The organism is Nonomuraea sp. NPDC049695 (assembly GCF_040674955.1).
Taxonomy (GTDB): domain Bacteria; phylum Actinomycetota; class Actinomycetes; order Streptosporangiales; family Streptosporangiaceae; genus Nonomuraea; species Nonomuraea helvata.
In genome coordinates this window covers 88914-106179 of record NZ_JBFANV010000004.1, presented here as the reverse complement: position 1 = coordinate 106179, position 17266 = coordinate 88914, and the positions used below count along the sequence as shown (strand labels likewise).

The window sequence follows — 17266 nt, the reverse complement described above, 5'->3', positions numbered from 1 at the left end:
CGTGGACGACAGCGGCAACGGCCTGCGGGCCGACACTCTGGTAGCCACGGTCCGCGGTGTGCTGCCGTCCCTGACGCCGGCCGCGCAGACCGTCGCCCGGCTCATCCTGGAGGACCCCGCGACGGTGGCCAGGAGCACCATCACGGAGCTCTCCGCCGCCTCCGGCACGAGCGAGGCCACGATCGTGCGCACCGCCAGGCTGCTCGGGTTCGCGGGATATCCGCAGCTCAGGCTGGCCCTGGCGGCGGCCGCCGCGCAGCCCGACCGGCTCGTGCCCGGCGACCTGGCGCCCGACGATCCGCTGTCGGAGGTCATCCAGAAGGTGGCGCGGGCCGAGTCCGAGGCGATCAACGACACCGTCGCCCAGCTGACCTCCGAGCGGCTGGGGCTCGTCGTGGACGCCATCGTGGGGGCGCGGCGGATCGACGCGTACGGGGTGGGCGCCTCCGGGCTGGTGGCCGAGGACGTCGCCCAGAAGCTGCTGCGCATCGGGCTGTCCAGCCACGCCTTCCAGGACGCGCACCTGGCGCTGACCAGCGCGGTGCTGCTCAGGGAAGGCGACGTGGCGATCGGCATCAGCACGTCGGGGGAGACGCCCGACGTGATCGAGCCGCTGACCCGGGCCAAGGAGGCCGGGGCCACCACGGTCGCGATCACGAACAACCCGCGCTCGTTCATCGCGGAGCTGGCCGAACATGTGCTGATCTCCGCCGGGCGCGAGACGGAGTTCCGTCCCGGCGCCCTGGCCAGCAGGATCAGCCAGCTCCTCGTCGTCGACTGCGTGTTCGTCGGCGTCGCCCAGCGCACGTACGACTCCTCTCAGGAGGCGCTCGCGAGCACCAGGCGCGCCGTCAAGGAGTTCACCCGGAGAACGTCACCCGCACGTCGTCAGCCTTGACGAACATCACGCGGTGGCCGAACTGGATCTGCAGGTACTTCGTCTTGCCCCGGACCACCTTGTGGTCCTGGTCCATGGTGAACGTGACCGCCCGGTAGTACTCGGCGGGCGCCGATCCGGCCAGCGTGTACTTCTCGCCTGCCGAGAACGTGTACTGCAGCGGGGTCACCGCCTGGTACGGGATGTCGGCGGGGTACGCCTCCTGCTCGGGGTAGGCCCTGCCGTACACCGGGACCGTGGTCTTGCCCGGCTTCGGCGTGACCACGAGTCCCATGGACGGGACGGCGGTCGGCGCGCTCGCCGGGTTGTAGAACCAGGCCTTCTGGCCGAGGTACCAGATGGCCGTCCAGTCGCCCTGGCGGTCGGCCACGGCGAAGCGCTGGCCGGTGGTGGCGCGGGCGCTGTGGTCGTACACGCTGTAGAGGGAGTCGCCGGTCGGGTGCTTGCCGATGTCCTTGACCAGCGGCGCGTCCTGCCTCGGCTCGGTGCGGAGCCAGACGGTGCTCGCGGGGAGCGGCGGGCAGTCGGCGTTCGGGTTCTTGCGGTCGCACCCGTAGAAGTACGGCTTATTCGTCGCGAAGTCCGGCTTTATCATGATCGATCCGGACCTGGGGCCGCCGAACTGGTGCAGCGGGGCGCCGATCAGCTGGAAGTAGTGCGTCCAGTCCCAGAACGGGCCCGGGTCCTCGTGCATCTGCTTCACGGTCGTGGGCAGGGTGCCGGGGACGTTGTCGTGGCCCAGGATGTGGGCGCGGTCGAGCGGGATGCCGTACCTGAGCGCCAGGTAGCGGACCAGGCGGGCGCTCGACCGGTACATCGCCTCGGTGTACCAGGTGCTGCCCTCGGCCAGGAAGCCCTCGTGCTCGATGCCGATGGACTTGGCGTTGACGTACCAGTTGCCGGCCTGCCAGGCGACGTCCTTGCCCTTGACGTGCTGGGCGATGTGGCCGTCGGTGGAGCGGATGGAGTACTGCCAGCTGGCGGAGTAGTTGGGGTCCTGGTTCATGCGGATGGAGGGGGCGAAATAGCCCTCCATGTCATGAATGACGATGTACTCGATCTTCTGGCTGAACGGCCGGTTCGCCAGGTCGTAGTGGCCGTAGTTCTTGGGGGCCGGCAGCTCCTGGTACGCGGAGGGGATCCACTCGCAGGAGACGGAGGCGGGGCACTCGACGCCATCGGTCCGCTCGTGGCGCAGACCGAGCTTCTCGAGCCACTTCTCGATCTTCTCGAGATCGGGCACGGCGGGCAGCGTGACCTTCTCCCCGTCGTCGGTGGTCCGCGCGGCGCCTTCCTTGATCGTCGCGTACACCTCGTCGGCGAAGAACTTGGCCGCCCCGGACTCCTCGGCCCCGGAGTACTTGGCGACGGCGCCGTACCACTCGCCCGGGTCTTCGCTCAGCGGCGCGCCGAGCGTCTTCTGGTAGTCGGCGAGCAGCGCCGCGCCACCCCGGATGTTGGCGGCATCGTCGGTACGCAGCCGCTCGTTGCTCTCCCCGGTCAGCTCCGCGGCCCGTTCCATGGTGCGGAGGGAGGCGGGAATGTCGGCCTGGGCGGCGGAAGGCTCGGGAGCGGGCAGAGGCCGGCTCTCGTCCCCTCGCGCGTCCTCGGCGCCGTCGCCATGGTGGTTGGACGTGGCGAAGGCGGCGGCGTCGGTCAGATGCATGGGGCCGAACCCGGCGCTGTTGGACGGCTGCCCGGCATGGGCGTCCCACCGCGACTCGAGGTACGACACACCGAGAAGGACGCTCTCAGGCACCTTGAACTCTTGGGCGGCGGCCGCGAAGGCCTCCTGACGGTCGGCCGGCTCTTCGGCGTTGGCCGCTGGGGCGGCGGTTAAGGGCAGGAGGGCGACCACGGAGATCGCCAATAGGCGGCGCATGAACCACTCCTTGGACTGGGGGGCCACGTAAGTGGGATCAGCGTCTCAACATTTTCCTTCTCGCGCGAGATCTTTGCGAAGGTATTCTTCACCCCTTAACACAGTGGCCGCCGGACCAGGACAAACACCACTAGCCGGATTGTCGTGCATGATCGGCGATGATCTTCGCGCACACCAGGGACTCGGTCTGCGTGGTATCCACGACCACGTCATAGGCCACACCTTCGTGAACCGCGTCCGCCTGCCTCGCGGCCATTCCCGTGACCCGGTCACCCCGGGCCCTCTCGCGCTCGGCCGCGATCGCGCTGTCACACTTGACGCCGGCCCACAGGACGTCCAGTCCGCCGAAAACCCTCTGCCACCGCTGCTGGGACGCTCCTCCGCCGAGGAAGACATCATCGATGATGACCCGAGCCCCGGCACGGACCATCGCTGCGATCCCCTCCATCCAAGCGGCTTGCAGCGCTACGAACTCCGGCCCGACAGCCACTCCGCCATCGGAGGCGAACTCGATGCCTCCATCCGATGTCTGCATGGATGCGGGCATCGCCTCGATGAGCGAGTCGACCCCGAAGGCCAGCCATGGTTGCGGCAAGACGGCCTGCAGGTGCCGGACGATCGAGGACTTGCCTGCACTGGATCCGCCATTGAGCACGATCACCTGAGTCGTCACGGCGTACACGGTAGGGGTTCAGCCTCCGAGAGGTGAAAGCGTTATCGGCTGACGCTGCCCTGCTGCTACGACCGGGCGAACAGCTCCACTGATCGATTATCGGTACGTCACGTACTTGACGTACTTGTTAGCGTTGGCATCCTGTGGATACGCTCCAATGGAGGTGCCGCCATGTCCGCCGTTCATTTCGACAGTTACACAGAGGCGCGCGCGCATCTGAAAGCGCTCTTGGACGCGGCTGAACGAGGCCGTGTGGCCACGGTGCGTCGTGAGTCTGCCAGGACTGCCCTCGTGGACGTCGAGAGACTGCGCCACTCCCTCGCAGCCGTCACTCCTGGTGCACAGACGGTTGCGGAGGACGGCGGTTGGTCCATCTTCGTTCCTGGGCTGCCGATCGCCGCGGATGGCCGGACCTTCAATGAGGCCGTCACAGAGATGATAGGCGCGCTGCGTGAGTACGCCGAAGACTGGCAGGACCACTTGCTCGATGCGCCGAACCACCGTGAGAACTGGGGATTGGTGCAGTTGATCAGCCTCAGCGACGACGATCAGTTGCGTGAATGGCTGGTTGGGAAGGCACGGTGACCTGGCCCCAGCCCGCACGTGAGGACCACGAACGGTTCTGCCAGATCGAAGGCTGGCGTTCTGTACGGAATGCTCGTGGAGGAGCGGGAAACCACCACGTCACCTACGAGTTGGATCTTCCCGATGGCCGGATCCTGAGGACTCGAATCTCTCATCCTCCCGATCGAAGCATCTATGGCCGGAGCATGTGGGATCACATTCTTCGTGATCAGCTGCAGGTGGACGAGGCGACGTTCTGGGCCTGCGTCAAGGACGGCGCCCCGCCTGATCGCGGAACGCCGGAGCCGCCGCCGAACGCCTTGCCCGCCGATCTGGTTCACCTGCTGATCGCCAGAGTGGGTCTCGCCGAAGCCGAGGTCGCGGCGATGAGCAAGGAGGATGCCGTCGCCCGGCTTCAGAGATATTGGACCGAGGGCGCTTGAGGCGTCGGCCGCGGGCCGCTGCCGAGTTTCCGGTCCTGATGTCTGGCCGGTTGAACGCGCGCTCAAGGGGCGACAGGCCGTGTAGGCCGGCCAGGCGGCAGCGCCGCCAAGCCGGAGCGCCCGGGGGTCAGGCCGGGAGCGCGGTCAAGGAATGAGGACGACCTTGCCGGTTGTCGCCCTGGTTTCGAGCGCGGCGTGGGCGGCCGCCGCCTGCGCGAGCGGGAACGTCTGCACGGCGGGCACCAGCGTGCCCTCGGCCGCCGCCGCCAGCGCGCGGACCTCGTACTGCGGCCTCGTGTTCGGCCCGCTGAGCAGCAGCATCAGGGCGTTGGTCACGGTGAGGTCCCGCTCCTTGACCGTCTGGGGGTCGGGCAGGAAGTCCTGCTGCGAGGCGTTGCCGATGGTCACGTACCGGCCGCCGTCGGCCAGCAGCTCGAACGCGGCCCGCGCCTTGTCGCCTCCGACCCCGTCGAGCAGCGCCGTGACCGTACGGCCACCCAGTTCCTTGGCGACGCTCTCCTCCCAGGAGGGCTGGTCGTAGTCGACCGCGATGTCCGCGCCGAGCTCCCGTACGGCCGCCACCTTGGCGGGACCGCCGGCCGCGCCGACCACCTTGGCGCCGATACCGCGCGCGTACTGGATGAGCAGGCGCCCGATCCCGCCGGCCGCCGAGGTCACCAGCACGACGTCGGAGGGCGTCAGGTCGGCCACGTCCAGGAACTGCAGCGCCGTCACGCCGGTGACGACCATGGCCACGGCCGTCTCATAGCCGATGGTGATCGGGTGAACGGACGTCACGTCGGCCACCGCCAGCTCCGCGTAGCCGCCGGGCTCGCCGTACGCGGTCACCACGTCCCGTCCGATCCACGACGGATCGACCCCCGGCCCCACCTCGTCCACGCGTCCCGCCACCTCGCCGCCGAAGATCGTCGGCAGCTCGGGCTGCGGCGGCAGCGACTCACCGGCCCGCCCCGACCGCAGGATCGCCTCGACCAGGTGCACCCCGGCCGCTCTCACAGCGATACGCACCTGGCCCGGGCCGGGTACGGGATCGGGGACGGTCTCGTAGCGGAGGTTCTCGGCGGGGCCGAAGGCGTGCAGGACGACGGCATGCATGGTGCTCTCCCGAAGACAGAGGTCAACTCGTGCTTCAAGGCTGCAACCTCAACCTTGCTTGATGTCAAACCGTGCTCAAGGCGTGCGCCCTAATCGCCGGCGGTGAGGCTGCCCAGCAGTCCCAGCAGCTCAGCGCTCCGGCTGCCGGGCTTGGCGTGGAAGACGATCAGGAGGAGACCGTCGGTGCCGCTGACGGCGAGCTTGTTCGACTGAAGCTCGAGGTCGCCGACCAGGGGATGCCGCAGCCGGCTGACGCGGGCCGTGTGGAGGTGCACGTCATGGCGGGCCCACAGCATCCGGAACCGCTCGCTCCGGAGCGACAGCTCTCCGACCAGCTCCACCAGCCGCGGATCGTCGACGTCCGCCCCGACGCGGGCGCGCAGGCTGGCCACTCCGTCCTCCGTCAGTTCCTCCCAGTCCCGCCTCAGCTCCCGCTCCGAGGGGTCGAGGAACACGGCCCTGAGCATGTTCACCCCTGGGACGCAGTTCGGCGACAACGCCGTCGCCAGCGGGTTCGCCGCCAGGACGGTGGCGAGCTTGTTCTGCACGTACGCCGGGTTCGTCGTCCAGCCGTCGATGAGCTGCTGGATGCTCGGCGGCACCTGCTCCGGCTTGGGAGGCTTCCGCTTCCGCGTCGCCCGCGCCGGGGAGGACCGTTCCCGTGCCAGGGCGATCATGTGGGCGGTCGCGTCGGCGTCCAGGCGCAGGACGGCGGCGAGGGCTTCGAGGACCTGGACCGAGGGGTTGCGGTCACGGCCCTGCTCCAGGCGGAGGTAGTAGTCCGAGCTGATACCGGCGAGCGTCGCGACCTCCTCCCTGCGCAGGCCGGGCACCCGCCGCAGGCCCACGCCCCTGATCCCGACGTCCTCGGGCCGCACCAGCTCCCGCCGGGCGCGCAGGAACTCACCGAGCGGGTTCGTGCCATCCACCCCATCCACGGTAGCCGCCATCCTCCCCCAGGTGACTGGCCCTGCCACCCCCAGGAACAGCGGGGTACTGCCACCTGGGGCGGGTACGCCGGACACTGTCCGCATGACATCGAACAACGTGCTCGGCGGGGCTCTCCCGCTCGCCGAAGGGCTCACACTCAACCGCATGGGGTACGGCGCCATGCAACTGGCCGGCCCCGGCGTCTTCGGACCGCCCGAGGACCGCGACCAGGCCGTCGCCGTGCTCCGCGAAGCCGTCGAGCTGGGCGTCAACCACATCGACACCGCCGACTTCTACGGGCCGACCGTGGTCAACGAGATCATCAGGGAGGCCCTTCACCCGTACCCGGAGGGCCTGCACATCGTCACCAAGGTCGGCGCGCGCCGCGGGCCGGACGGCAGCTGGATCCACTCGCTGGACCCCGACGACCTCAAGGCCCAGGTACGAGAGAACCTCCAGCACCTCGACACGGACGTGCTCGACGTGGTCAACCTGCGCCTGGAGACCACCGAGGGCTCCATCGCCGAGCAGTTCGGCACCCTGGCCGAGCTGCGCAAGGAAGGCCTGATCCGCCACCTCGGCCTCAGCAACGCCTCCGAGGCCCAGCTCACCGAAGCGCAGGCCATCGCCCCCGTCGTCACCGTGCAGAACCTCTACAACCTGGCCAACCGGCAGGACGACGCCCTCGTCGACCGGTGCGTGGCCGAGAACATCGCCTTCGCCCCGTTCTTCCCGCTCGGCGGGTTCACCCCGCTCCAGTCGGAGACGCTCTCCGCCGTGGCCGCCCGCCTGGGCGCCTCGCCGCAGCAGGTCGCCCTGGCCTGGCTGCTGCGGCGCTCGGCCACCATCGTCGTCATCCCGGGGACCTCCTCCGTGGCCCACCTGCGCGAGAACGTCGCCGCGGCCGGCCTCGTCCTGCCCGCGGACGCGGTCGCGGAACTCGACACCATCGGCGCGTAGCCCTGCCGTGGGCGAGAAGTGTCGGTGGCGTGGTGTTGAATCGCCGGCATGGAAACGCAGGCGCGTCGAGGGCCGTTCTGGGAGATGGTCGCGGGCCGGATGGCTCCGCCGCCCGCGGCGGAGACGCTGGGCTGGGAGCTGCTGAGCATCGACCCCGACCAGGGGACCATCGAGGTGGCCTTCCAGGCGAGCGAGCGCTTCGTCAACCCCGTGGGCGTGATCCAGGGCGGGTTCCTGGCCGCGATGCTCGACGACACCCTGGGCCCGGCGCTGGTCGCGACGCTGCCGGAGGGGCAGTTCGCGCCGACGCTCGACTTACACGTCCAGTTCCTGCGCCCCGCCCGGCCGGGCCGGCTCGTGGGCAGGGGCCGGGTCGTGCGGCGCGGCAGCCAGGTGTGCTTCATGTCCGGCGAGCTCCTCGGGCCTGACGGCGAGCCGGTGGCCGTGGCGACCGCGACCGCGCAGATCCGGGCGACCAGGCAGGCCTGATCCGGACGATCAGGAAGCCTGGGTGAGCCGCTTGCGGTAGACGGCCCTGGCACGCTCGTAGAGGTCCAGGTGGTCGTCGAGCTGTGCGGCGCTCCCGAACGTGCCGTGCTCCCTCAGCAGCACCTCCAGCCGGTCCAGCCAGGCCAGGCACCAGCGCACGTCCGCCTCCCTGGCCACGTGTCCGCCCGCGACGTCCACGTACACCGGGCTGGTGTGCGCGTACGCGCCCGACCGGTGCGTGGCACGGGGATGTGGGCCGCCCAAGGCCACCGCGACCACGTACGTCGGCTCGTTCACCGTCGTCGTGGCGACCAGCCGCCCGGGCGGGCCCTGCGCGAGCACGCCCTCAGAGGTGCGGATCTCCAGCGACTCGACCTCCGGCCCGATGGAGGAGAGCACGATCTCCACGCGCTGCCCGGGGGCCAGCTCCAGCGTGTCGCCGGGGCAGTGGCCGTTCACGGTGAGCTCCAGCCACGGCCCGGTGGTGGCGAAGGTGCGGCCGAGCAGGATCGCCTCGGTGTAGGACTCGGCGGTGAGCGGGCCCGCGACGTTCGCGTACACCCGTCCCCACCCCGGCGGGCTGGAGGCGGTGCCGCGGCGGCAGAAGGAGAGCACGGCGTCGGTGCCCGCGGTGACCGCGAGCCGGTTGCCCGCGCCGATCAGGCGGCGGTAGACGCCGGCGGTGCCGGCGAGCGAGGAGTGGTTGAGCACGTCGAGGGTGTCGATCAGGCCGAGCGCGGCGTCGGCCACGATCTCCCTGGCCGAGCAGTCGCGCCCGCTGTCGAGCACCACGTCGGGCGGGTCGTCGTCGGTGAACGCCGTGTGGAACGGATGCCCGTACCCCGTCACCGCGCCGAGCGCCCGGAGCTCCTCCAGCGCCACCGCGTTGGGTGGCCAGTCGACCGTGCCCTCGAAGCCCGTGTGGTAGCGCCGCGGCGGCTTCCGCACCCCGAACGCGGTCACGTGCCCGACCAGGTCGTTGCGGTACTCCACGCCCATCCTGGCCACGTGCCGGTCGTCGGACCACGGCAGGTCCTCGCCCGCCCAGTGCGCCAGCGCCTCGACGTCGTAGACGCGCTCGCTCGAGACGTTGCCCGCCACCAGGTTGAGCACGTGCAGGTCCTCGCCGTGCTGCGCCGCCGCGGCCAGCGCGGGCGCGGCGGGCTCCTCGCCCATCCAGTTGATGTGCACGTGCAGGTCGCCGCCGTACCAGCCGCGGGCCGCGGCGTCGTACAGGCGCTCGGGCGCCAGCTCCACCAGCGTCTCCGCGCCCGGCTCCGGCGTGATGATCAGCTCGGACGTGGTGTACTCCATGCCCCGGGCCACCGTCACCGTGATCGGCTCGGCGGGCACCGCGACCACGAGGTCGTCGCCGTGGAAGTACGGCCTGCGCTGGGAGTCCACCTTGGGCGGGGCGCCGTCCGGATACCAGCCCTGCCCGTTCGCGCCCGTCACGCTCCACCGGCACGGGAACCCCGCCCGCACCCGGATCGCGGCAGCCTCCGCCCGCCTGCGCAGCGGCGACAGATCGACAGGCTGCCCGCCGACGCTGACGTCCCGCTCCAGCGCCACCACCTTGGCCCCATGGGCCGCCACCTCGTACGGCGTGCCGTCCACGACCACCGTGACGGGCTCGTCCGTGCTGGAGTCCAGCAGCAGCGACGTACGGAAGGGCCGGTCGTCCAGCACCACCTGCGTGTCGGCCTCCAGCGCGAACCCCTCGGGCGTCAGGCGCAGCGCCGCCAGGTTGTCGAGCACGTCGCCCGCGAGCGCGTCGCGCACCGCCCGCTCCACGTCCACCTCGTCGAGGTGCTGCTCGACCTGCTCCGGGGGATGGCGCTCGCCGAGCTGCCGCAGCGCCGCCTGCCAGTAGTCGTAGCGGCGGTCGAGGAAGACGGTGGCCCAGGCCTGGACGACGTACGGGATGGGCGGCTCGCCCCAGCAGGGGCCATGCTCGTCACGCAGCGCACGGTATTCGGCCAGCGCACGGGCCACAGGTGCGGGAAGCAACGGATCGTCACACATCTGACACCCCTGGAGCATCGTGACACGAATCGCCCTCTGGGGGTACGGGGACGCCATGACGAACATCATCGATCGCGACGCCGTACAGGAGCTGGTCGCCGACGGGCGGGCCCAGCTCGTCGAGGTGCTGCCGGAGGCCGAGTACGCGTGGGCGCACCTGCCCGGCGCCGCGAATCTGCCGTTGGCCGCGATGGGCACGGCGGCCGGCGAGCTGGACCCTGAGCGGCCCGTCATCGTCTACTGCCACGACTGGCTCTGCGACCTGAGCCCGCGCGCCGCCCACCGGCTCGATCGCCTCGGGTTCGGCGAGGTGCACGACTACCGGCCGGGCAAGATGGACTGGCTCGCGGCGGACCTGCCGTACGAGGGCAGCGCCGAGCTGGTGTCGCGGAACGTGCGCCGCGACCCCGTGACGGCCGGCCTCGACGACCCGCTCGACGAGCTCACCGAGCGCATCATCGCCGACCCGGCCGGGCTCGCCGTCGTGGTGGACGAGGACGACGTGGTCCAGGGTGTCGTCGGGTCGGGCGAACTCAAGGGCGCCGACCTGAACAGCACCGCCGAGCGCGTCATGCGCGTCGGTGTGACCACGGTGCGGCCGAGCGAGCAGCTCGGACCGCTGATCCAGCGCATGGACCGGGCCAAGCTGGACCACGTCGTCGTCACCCAGATGAACGGAAGGCTGGTGGGCCTGTTCGGGCTGGGCGACGTGCGCTCACCCGAAAGCGAGTCCGACCTGGGCTGACTACCGCCGGTTCAGGCGGAAGTTGGGCTGTCCCGGCACGCCCGGCTGAGCGTCGAGCGACTTGTCGTCGAGGATCTGCACCACATCCTCCGCGACGAAGACGCGTATGTCCTCCTTCTCGACCACTTGGTCGCCCGCGTGCGGCGTGCTCGCCAGAGACAGCTCGAGCGTCCCCGCCTCATCGGGCTTCGGGGAGATGCGCAGGCCCGCGTCGGCGGGCACGTCCTCTCCGACCATCAGATCACGGATCGCCACGACGGCGTTCTCAGTCAATGTCAGCACAGCGAACTCCTTCGCCATCGACGAACCCTTCGCCTCCCCCACGACCCTCGTCCCAAACCAGGGCATGTCACCGCAGGTCACGGGTAGCGGAGCAGACATGGGTAAGACCGACAAGGCCGTCCTCGACGTCCTGCTCGACCGCTACGGCCGGACGTTCGCCAAAGAGGCCGGTATCAAGCTCGCCGACCAGCCCAAGCCGCTGTACCAGCTGCTCGTCCTGGCCCTCCTGCTCAGCGCCCGCATCTCGGCCGAGGTCGCGGTCGCGGCCGCCAAAGAGCTGTTCAAGGCGGGGTACAGCACGCCCAGGGCCATGCGGGAGGCGAGCTGGCAGGACCGCGTGGACGCGCTGGGCCGCGGCCACTACCGCCGCTACGACGAGCGCACCTCGACCATGCTGGGCAAGGCCGCCGAGCTGCTCCTGGACCGCTGGAAGGGCGACCTGCGCCGCCTGCGCGACGAGGCCGGCGGCGATGCCCGCAGGATCACGCAGCTGCTGATGGAGTTCCCCGGCATCGGCCCTACGGGGGCCGACATCTTTCTGCGCGAGGTCCAGGCCGTGTGGCCCCAGGTGGCGCCGCACCTGGACAAGCGGGTGCTGGACGGGGCGGAGAAGCTCGGGCTGCCGCGCCAGGAGCGCCCGCTGGCCCGGCTCGCCCACTCGAACGACGAGCTGGCCCGGCTGTCGGCGGCGCTCGTCCGGGTGTCGCGGAGCAAGAAAACGGTGGACGAGGTGATGGCCGCCGCTCACTGACCATCCCATCCTGAACTGTTAGGTTCGGGTCCATGGGTGAGTTTGTGAGCGTCGAGGTGGCCGACCAGATCGCCACGATCCGTCTTGACCGTCCGAAGATGAACGCCCTCAACAGCCAGGTCCAGCGGGAGATCGCCGAGGCGGCCCGCGAGGTGGACGCCGACCCGCAGGTGCAGGCGGTCATCGTGTACGGCGGCGAGAGGGTCTTCGCCGCGGGCGCCGACATCAAAGAGATGGCCGACATGTCCTACGCCGACATGGCCACCCACTCCCGCACGCTCCAGGCCTGCTTCACGGCGGTCGCCCAGATCGGCAAGCCGGTCATCGCCGCCATCACCGGATACGCCCTGGGCGGCGGTTGCGAGCTCGCCCTCTGCGCCGACTTCCGGGTCGCGGGGGAGTCGGCCAAGCTGGGCCAGCCGGAGATCCTGCTCGGCATCATCCCCGGCGCCGGAGGCACCCAGCGCCTGCCGCGCCTGATCGGCCCGGCGCGGGCCAAGGACCTGATCTTCACGGGCCGCCACGTGGCCGCCCCGGAGGCGCTCGCGATGGGCCTGGTGGACCGGGTGGTGCCCGACGAGCAGGTCTACACGGCCGCGCTGGAGTGGGCCGCCACGTTCGTCGGCGGCCCCACGGTCGCGCTCCGCGCCGCCAAGCAGGCCATCGACCGGGGCCTGGAAGTCGATCTCGACACCGGTCTCGAGGTCGAGCGCCTGCAGTTCTCCGGTCTCTTCGCCACGGACGACGCCAAGATCGGCATGCGGGCGTTCGCGGAGAAGGCGAAGCCCAAATTCACAGGGCGTTAGCGCGAAATTCGACCCATTCAGTTAGCTCGTCCTTTCGGGCGCGGGTTTGCCAGTATGGTGACGTTTCATGATGCGCGTCCTGGTCCCCGTGCGGCTCCGGAAGGCCGTGCGTACGTGGTTCGACTCACGCTACATCTCCATTTCCGATCACCGTCAGGACATCAGGGACGCGCTCTGGGAGGTCCAGACGCTCCGGCGGGAGATGGCCACGCTCCAGAGCGAGGTCGAGCGCCTCAGGAACGCCCGCCCGCCGGTGAGCGACCCCGTGATCGGCAGGGCCGACAAGGCGAAGATCGACGACGCTCACCGGCTCGCCCAGGAGACGGCGAAGGCGCTGGACGGCGTGCTCCAGAACGAGGTCCTGGTCTGGCAGGCGATCGACGACCTCCGCGCCGGCCGTACCGCTGAGAAACCAGGGGAGCGGCCGTGCGCGTGAGCTGGGCCGGCACGGGTCTCACCTTCCGCCTCGACGCGGAGGACGAGATCACGGGCAAGGCCTCCGACGAGCACCCCATCAAGCTCGCCACCAACTCCTGCTCCATCGGCGGCGTCCCTGACGACGCCCACCCCGACCTCTTCGCCGTCGCCGCCTGGACGGTCGTGGCGCCGTGGACCAGGAAGCGCATCTCCTTCGACCGCGCCGTCTCGGCCCAGGTGGCGGAGGCGCTGCACGCCGGCTGGGGCATCGAGGCCGGCCCGGTGGGGGCGGAGCCGCGGCCGGCCGGCGGCAGGCTCGCGATCTCGTACAGCGGCGGCGCGGACTCCGTGGCGGCGGCCACGATCTACCCCGAGGCGCCCTTCGTCCATTTCCGGCGGGTGCCCCATCCGCGCGTCCCCAACCGCTGGTCCCACTACCGGTCGGACGTCCTGGCCAAGCTCGCCGCGAAGACGAGTCGCGAGCTGAGCACGGTCACCTCAGACCTCGAGTTCACCCTCGCCGAACCCCGCCCCGGCTACCCGGAGCACCACGCGGTCGCGGCGGGCGCGCTGCTGCTGGCCGACCAGCTGGACCTCGGCGGCCTGGGCTTCGGCTACGAGCTCGGCTCGCGCTGGCTCGGCGGTGGCCGCTACCTGTGGCGCTACACGCCCGACAACCCCATGTGGTCGCCGCACGGCAGGTGGGGCAGGCTGTTCGCCGCCGCCGGCGTGCACATCGTGCTGCCCGTGGGCGGGGTGAGCGAGGCGACCACGATGCGCCTGGCCCTGAGCTCCGACCTCAAGGACTACGTGCGCTGGTGTCTGCGCGGCACCGACGGCCCCTGCCGTACCTGCGGGAAGTGCCTGTACAAGGAGCTCATCCAGGCCGCCGTCGAGCGCCGCCCGCTCGACACGCCCATCACCGCCGATCGCCCGGTCGCCCGGAAGTGGCTCAGGAAGCCGCCGTACGGGGGGATGGAGATGATCCAGTACGGGCTGGCGCGCGTGCCCGGCATCGAGAACACGCTCTTCGCGGGGACGCTCGACTACTTCGACGTCACGGAGGAGTCCACGAGCTGGCTGGAGCGCTGCTACCCGCGGGCCCTCGAGGAGATCCCCGCGCAGTGGCGCGACGAGGCGACGGCGTTCGTCGGCGAGCACGTGGGGCTGATGACGCAGGACCAGGTCCGCCAGGTGGAGACATGGGGCTCCTGACCCAGCCCCGAGGCAGTTGAGGAGTAAGCACGCGTGAAGGTTTATCTGTCGGTGGACATGGAGGGCGTCACGGGGTTGACCGACCCCGAGGAGATGCACGCCGGCAAGCGCGGTTACGAGCGCGGTTGCGAGCTGATGACCGCCGACGCCAACGCCGCCGTCGAGGGGGCGTTCGACGCCGGGGCGGCCAGTGTGCTGGTCAACGACGCCCACGGGTCCACGAAGAACCTGCGGATCGACCTGCTCGACCCCAGGGCGAGCCTCATCCGCGGCCCGGGGAAGGCGCAGCGGATGGCTCAGGGGCTCGACGGGTCGTTCCAGGCCGCGTGCTTCGTGGGCTACCACGCCCGCGCGGGCGTCCCGGACGGCGTCCTGAACCACACCTGGATGGGCAAGGAGATCCAGAACGTCTACCTCAACGGCGACCTGTGCGGCGAGACGCGGCTCGTCGCCGCGTGCGCCGGGTTCCACGGGGTGCCGGTCGTGCTGGTGACCGGGGACCAGGCCGTCGGCGAGGAGGCGCGCGAGCTGCTGGGCGACGTCGAGACGGTGGCGGTGAAGAAGGGGATCGACAAGTTCTCGGCGGAGTTGCTGCCGCCCAGTGTCGCCCAGGCCAGGATTCGTGAGGCCACGGCGCGAGCGCTCGGCCGGTTGACCGACTTCACGCCGTACGAGGTGCCGGCGCCGTACACACTTGGGGTGGAGTGGAACTCCACTGCCATCGCCGCCGCCGTGGCGCTCGTCCCGGGCGTGAAGACGGTGGGGTCGCGTCACACGGAGTTCACGACCGACGACTTCACCCAGATCATGGCGCTGTTCGGCATCTTCGCCACCATCGGCGGCCAAATCGCCTGCGGCAGCGGCCCGTACGGCTGAGGCCCGGGGAGCGAGGAGGCGGAGAAGTGGAAGGGGCGGCGCTGACCCGGCGGGGGTTGCTCGTCGGGATCGGGGCGGTGGGTGGCGCGGGAGCCATGTACGCCGCCATGGGCGCGCTCGGCCTGGCGCCGTCCGAGCAGGACAAGCAGTTCGTCGCTCCCAGGCCGGGCGATTTCAGCCTGCGCGGCAAAGGGGCGGCCAAGGTCGTGATCCTCGGCGCCGGGGTGGCGGGGCTGACGGCCGCGTACGAGCTGGGCAAGGCCGGCTACGACTGCACGCTGCTCGAGGCCCGGGAGAGGGCGGGCGGGCGGAACCTCACCTTACGCGGCGGCGACCGGCTGGCCGAACTCAACGGCCCCGCCCAGGACGTGAGGTTCGGCGAGGGCGTCTACTTCAACGCCGGCCCCGGCCGGATCGCCCCCTGGATGGTGACCCTGGACTACTGCCGCGAGCTGGGCATCCCCATCGAGACCTTCATCAACAACAACGCCGCCGCGTACGTGCACACCAACGGCCAGACGATGCGGGCACGCACCGCCCGAGCCGATATGTACGGCTATATTGCGGAATTACTCGCAAAAGCGACAAATGTTGGCAAGCTCAATAAGGTCCTCACCAAAGACGACCAGGAAAGACTGCTCGAGTTCCTCAGAAGGTTCGGCGACCTGGGTCCCAAGCTCGAGTACGAAGGCTCCACGCGGCGCGGTTTCACGAAATTTCCGGCAATAGAGGTCGGGGCCCCGCTGGACGCCCCCGGCTCGCTCCACCAGGTCCTCGCCGCGGGCACCGGCCGGGCCATCACCAACGACTTCGGCTACGAGCAGGCCACCCCCATGTTCCAGCCCGTCGGCGGCATGGACGCCATCGTCACCAAGCTGACGGAGGCCGTGGGCCGGGACAGGATCAGGACCGGCGCCAGAGTCACCAAGATCACCAACCTCCAGGACGGCGTGGAGGTGCTCTATGACGGCGGCAGCGTCAAGGCCGATTACTGCATCGCCGCCCTCCCGCCCCACCTCCTCGCCAAGATCCCGCACAACCTCGGCGCGCAGGTCACCACCGCGCTCAGGACCCCGATCCCGGTGGCCGCCGGCAAGATCGGCCTGGAGTACGGCAGGCGCTGGTGGGAGTTGGAGGACCGCATCTACGGCGGCATCACCGAGACCGACCTGGACATCACCCACATCTGGTACCCGTCCTACGGCTACCACTCCGAACGCGGCCTCCTCGTCGGCTACTACAACACCGAGCAGGACGCCGAGCTGTACGGAGCCCTCACCCCCGAGGACAGAAGGCGCAGAGCGCTCACCCAGGGCAAGAAGATCCACGGCGACAAGTACCGCCAGAACCTCCTCGCGAGCGTCTCCGTCGCCTGGCATCGCCAGCAGCACATCGAGGGCGGCTGGGTGCGCTGGCCGGACTTTGATTCGTCCTTCACTTTTCTGCAACGCCCCGCCGGAAGGGTTTACTTCGCGGGCGACTGGCTCACCCATCTGATCGCCTGGCAGGCGGGGGCCATGGAGTCCGCCCGCGGCGTCGTCACCCAGCTGCACCAGCGAGTGCTGCAGTCCGCGTGACGCCGCACGCTGCTCCCGAGACCCGAGTTAGGGTCCTGGGAGAAAGCGATCGAGGAGATGAGATGGAGCTGCACTGGGTGCCCGCGACCGAACGGACCGACCTGCTGGCCGATCCGGTGGCGCAGGCCGTGGCGGACGTAGAGGGTGCCGAGGTGGCCGAGATCGACCCCGAGCTGGCCGACACGGCGGCGTTCTGCGAGCGGTACGGCGTGACACTCGACGAGTCGGCCAACTGCGTGGTCGTGGCCGCCAAACGGGGCGGCGAGACGCGCTACGTGGCCTGCATGGTGCTCGCGACGATGCGGGTGGACGTCAACGGCGTGGTGCGCAGGCACCTCGAGGCCCGCAAGGCGAGCTTCGCGCCGATGGCCGACGCGGTCGAGCTGACCGGGATGGAGTACGGCGGCATCACCCCGCTCGGCCTGCCGGGCGACTGGCCGATCCTCGTCGACACGCACGTCGCCGAGCACTCGAGGGTGGTGATCGGGAGTGGCCTGCGCAGCTCGAAGCTGGCCGTCTCCGGCGCCGCGCTGGCCGGGCTGAAGACCGCCGAGGTGCTGCCGCTGGCCGGCTGAGAGCAAACTGAAGCCGATTCGAGACCGTTGGATGGGAAACCG

At 70.2% G+C, this 17266-nt stretch carries 19 protein-coding genes; 13 read left to right on the top strand and 6 right to left on the bottom strand.

Annotated elements, in window-relative coordinates:
- The first annotated feature begins 1 nt into the window (after nt 1).
- Nucleotides 2-898 carry a MurR/RpiR family transcriptional regulator gene (locus AB0J64_RS05350; RefSeq protein ID WP_364020989.1) on the top strand — a complete coding sequence of 299 codons (897 nt, stop codon included), beginning with the start codon at nt 2-4 and terminating at the stop codon, nt 896-898.
- On the opposite strand, the gene AB0J64_RS05345 is transcribed toward AB0J64_RS05350, so the two are convergent.
- On the bottom strand, nt 861-2780 hold the full coding sequence (locus tag AB0J64_RS05345) for an N-acetylmuramoyl-L-alanine amidase (RefSeq protein WP_364020986.1): 1920 nt from the start codon (nt 2778-2780) through the stop codon (nt 861-863). The two genes, AB0J64_RS05350 and AB0J64_RS05345, sit on opposite strands and share 38 nt — an antisense overlap.
- 130 nt (nt 2781-2910) lie before the next feature.
- Nucleotides 2911-3453, bottom strand: coding sequence for a chloramphenicol phosphotransferase CPT (gene cpt, locus AB0J64_RS05340; protein ID WP_364020984.1), 543 nt, complete (start codon nt 3451-3453; stop codon nt 2911-2913).
- 171 nt (nt 3454-3624) lie between these two features.
- Here cpt and AB0J64_RS05335 point away from each other — a divergent pair, with 171 nt between their 5' ends.
- Both AB0J64_RS05335 and AB0J64_RS05330 read left to right on the top strand, forming a co-directional pair.
- Nucleotides 3625-4038 carry a prevent-host-death protein gene (locus tag AB0J64_RS05335; RefSeq protein WP_364020981.1) on the top strand — a complete coding sequence of 138 codons (414 nt, stop codon included), beginning with the start codon at nt 3625-3627 and terminating at the stop codon, nt 4036-4038.
- Nucleotides 4035-4460, top strand: coding sequence for a cytotoxic translational repressor of toxin-antitoxin stability system (locus tag AB0J64_RS05330; RefSeq protein WP_364020978.1), 426 nt, complete (start codon nt 4035-4037; stop codon nt 4458-4460). The genes AB0J64_RS05335 and AB0J64_RS05330 overlap by 4 nt, the downstream gene beginning before the upstream one ends.
- 144 nt (nt 4461-4604) lie before the next feature.
- Here the strand turns inward: AB0J64_RS05330 and AB0J64_RS05325 are convergent, their stop codons facing one another.
- Nucleotides 4605-5576: a zinc-binding dehydrogenase gene (locus AB0J64_RS05325; RefSeq protein ID WP_364020975.1), complete on the bottom strand. Its 972-nt coding sequence runs from the start codon at nt 5574-5576 to the stop codon at nt 4605-4607.
- 89 nt (nt 5577-5665) lie between these two features.
- Nucleotides 5666-6505, bottom strand: coding sequence for a helix-turn-helix transcriptional regulator (locus AB0J64_RS05320; protein ID WP_364020972.1), 840 nt, complete (start codon nt 6503-6505; stop codon nt 5666-5668).
- Between the two features lie 103 nt (nt 6506-6608).
- Here AB0J64_RS05320 and AB0J64_RS05315 point away from each other — a divergent pair, with 103 nt between their 5' ends.
- Nucleotides 6609-7466 carry an oxidoreductase gene (locus tag AB0J64_RS05315; protein WP_364020969.1) on the top strand — a complete coding sequence of 286 codons (858 nt, stop codon included), beginning with the start codon at nt 6609-6611 and terminating at the stop codon, nt 7464-7466.
- A gap of 48 nt (nt 7467-7514) precedes the next feature.
- A complete protein-coding gene (locus tag AB0J64_RS05310; protein WP_364020966.1) occupies nt 7515-7955 on the top strand; it encodes a PaaI family thioesterase in 441 nt (146 codons plus the stop codon).
- Nucleotides 7956-7964: 9 nt separating this feature from the next.
- Here the strand turns inward: AB0J64_RS05310 and AB0J64_RS05305 are convergent, their stop codons facing one another.
- Entirely contained in the window at nt 7965-9980 is a 2016-nt protein-coding gene (locus AB0J64_RS05305; protein WP_364020963.1) for a CehA/McbA family metallohydrolase, read from the bottom strand.
- Between the two features lie 19 nt (nt 9981-9999).
- Between AB0J64_RS05305 and AB0J64_RS05300 the strand changes: the two genes are divergently transcribed.
- The gene (locus tag AB0J64_RS05300) at nt 10000-10725 is read left to right on the top strand and encodes a rhodanese-like domain-containing protein (RefSeq protein ID WP_364020960.1); all 726 of its coding nucleotides are present in this window, start codon (nt 10000-10002) and stop codon (nt 10723-10725) included.
- On the opposite strand, the gene AB0J64_RS05295 is transcribed toward AB0J64_RS05300, so the two are convergent.
- Nucleotides 10726-11007 carry a Fe-S cluster assembly protein HesB gene (locus AB0J64_RS05295; protein WP_364020958.1) on the bottom strand — a complete coding sequence of 94 codons (282 nt, stop codon included), beginning with the start codon at nt 11005-11007 and terminating at the stop codon, nt 10726-10728.
- A gap of 97 nt (nt 11008-11104) precedes the next feature.
- Between AB0J64_RS05295 and AB0J64_RS05290 the strand changes: the two genes are divergently transcribed.
- The 7 genes from AB0J64_RS05290 to AB0J64_RS05260 all read left to right on the top strand — a co-directional run bounded on the left by AB0J64_RS05290 (nt 11105) and on the right by AB0J64_RS05260 (nt 17224).
- On the top strand, nt 11105-11758 hold the full coding sequence (locus AB0J64_RS05290) for an endonuclease (protein WP_364020955.1): 654 nt from the start codon (nt 11105-11107) through the stop codon (nt 11756-11758).
- A gap of 32 nt (nt 11759-11790) precedes the next feature.
- On the top strand, nt 11791-12564 hold the full coding sequence (locus AB0J64_RS05285) for an enoyl-CoA hydratase-related protein (RefSeq protein ID WP_344991822.1): 774 nt from the start codon (nt 11791-11793) through the stop codon (nt 12562-12564).
- A gap of 67 nt (nt 12565-12631) precedes the next feature.
- The gene (locus tag AB0J64_RS05280; protein WP_364020952.1) at nt 12632-13000 is read left to right on the top strand and encodes a hypothetical protein; all 369 of its coding nucleotides are present in this window, start codon (nt 12632-12634) and stop codon (nt 12998-13000) included.
- Nucleotides 12991-14196 (top strand): DUF6395 domain-containing protein, encoded by a 1206-nt coding sequence (locus tag AB0J64_RS05275; protein WP_364020949.1) that lies wholly within the window; start codon nt 12991-12993, stop codon nt 14194-14196. Before AB0J64_RS05280 ends, AB0J64_RS05275 begins: the two co-directional genes overlap by 10 nt.
- Before the next feature lie 33 nt (nt 14197-14229).
- Complete coding sequence (locus tag AB0J64_RS05270) at nt 14230-15072, top strand: M55 family metallopeptidase (RefSeq protein WP_364020946.1); 843 nt, start codon at nt 14230-14232, stop codon at nt 15070-15072.
- A 26-nt stretch (nt 15073-15098) separates the two neighbouring features.
- Nucleotides 15099-16649 carry a flavin monoamine oxidase family protein gene (locus tag AB0J64_RS05265; RefSeq protein WP_364020943.1) on the top strand — a complete coding sequence of 517 codons (1551 nt, stop codon included), beginning with the start codon at nt 15099-15101 and terminating at the stop codon, nt 16647-16649.
- Between the two features lie 62 nt (nt 16650-16711).
- Nucleotides 16712-17224, top strand: coding sequence for a YbaK/EbsC family protein (locus AB0J64_RS05260; RefSeq protein WP_364020940.1), 513 nt, complete (start codon nt 16712-16714; stop codon nt 17222-17224).
- The last annotated feature ends 42 nt before the right edge of the window (nt 17225-17266 follow it).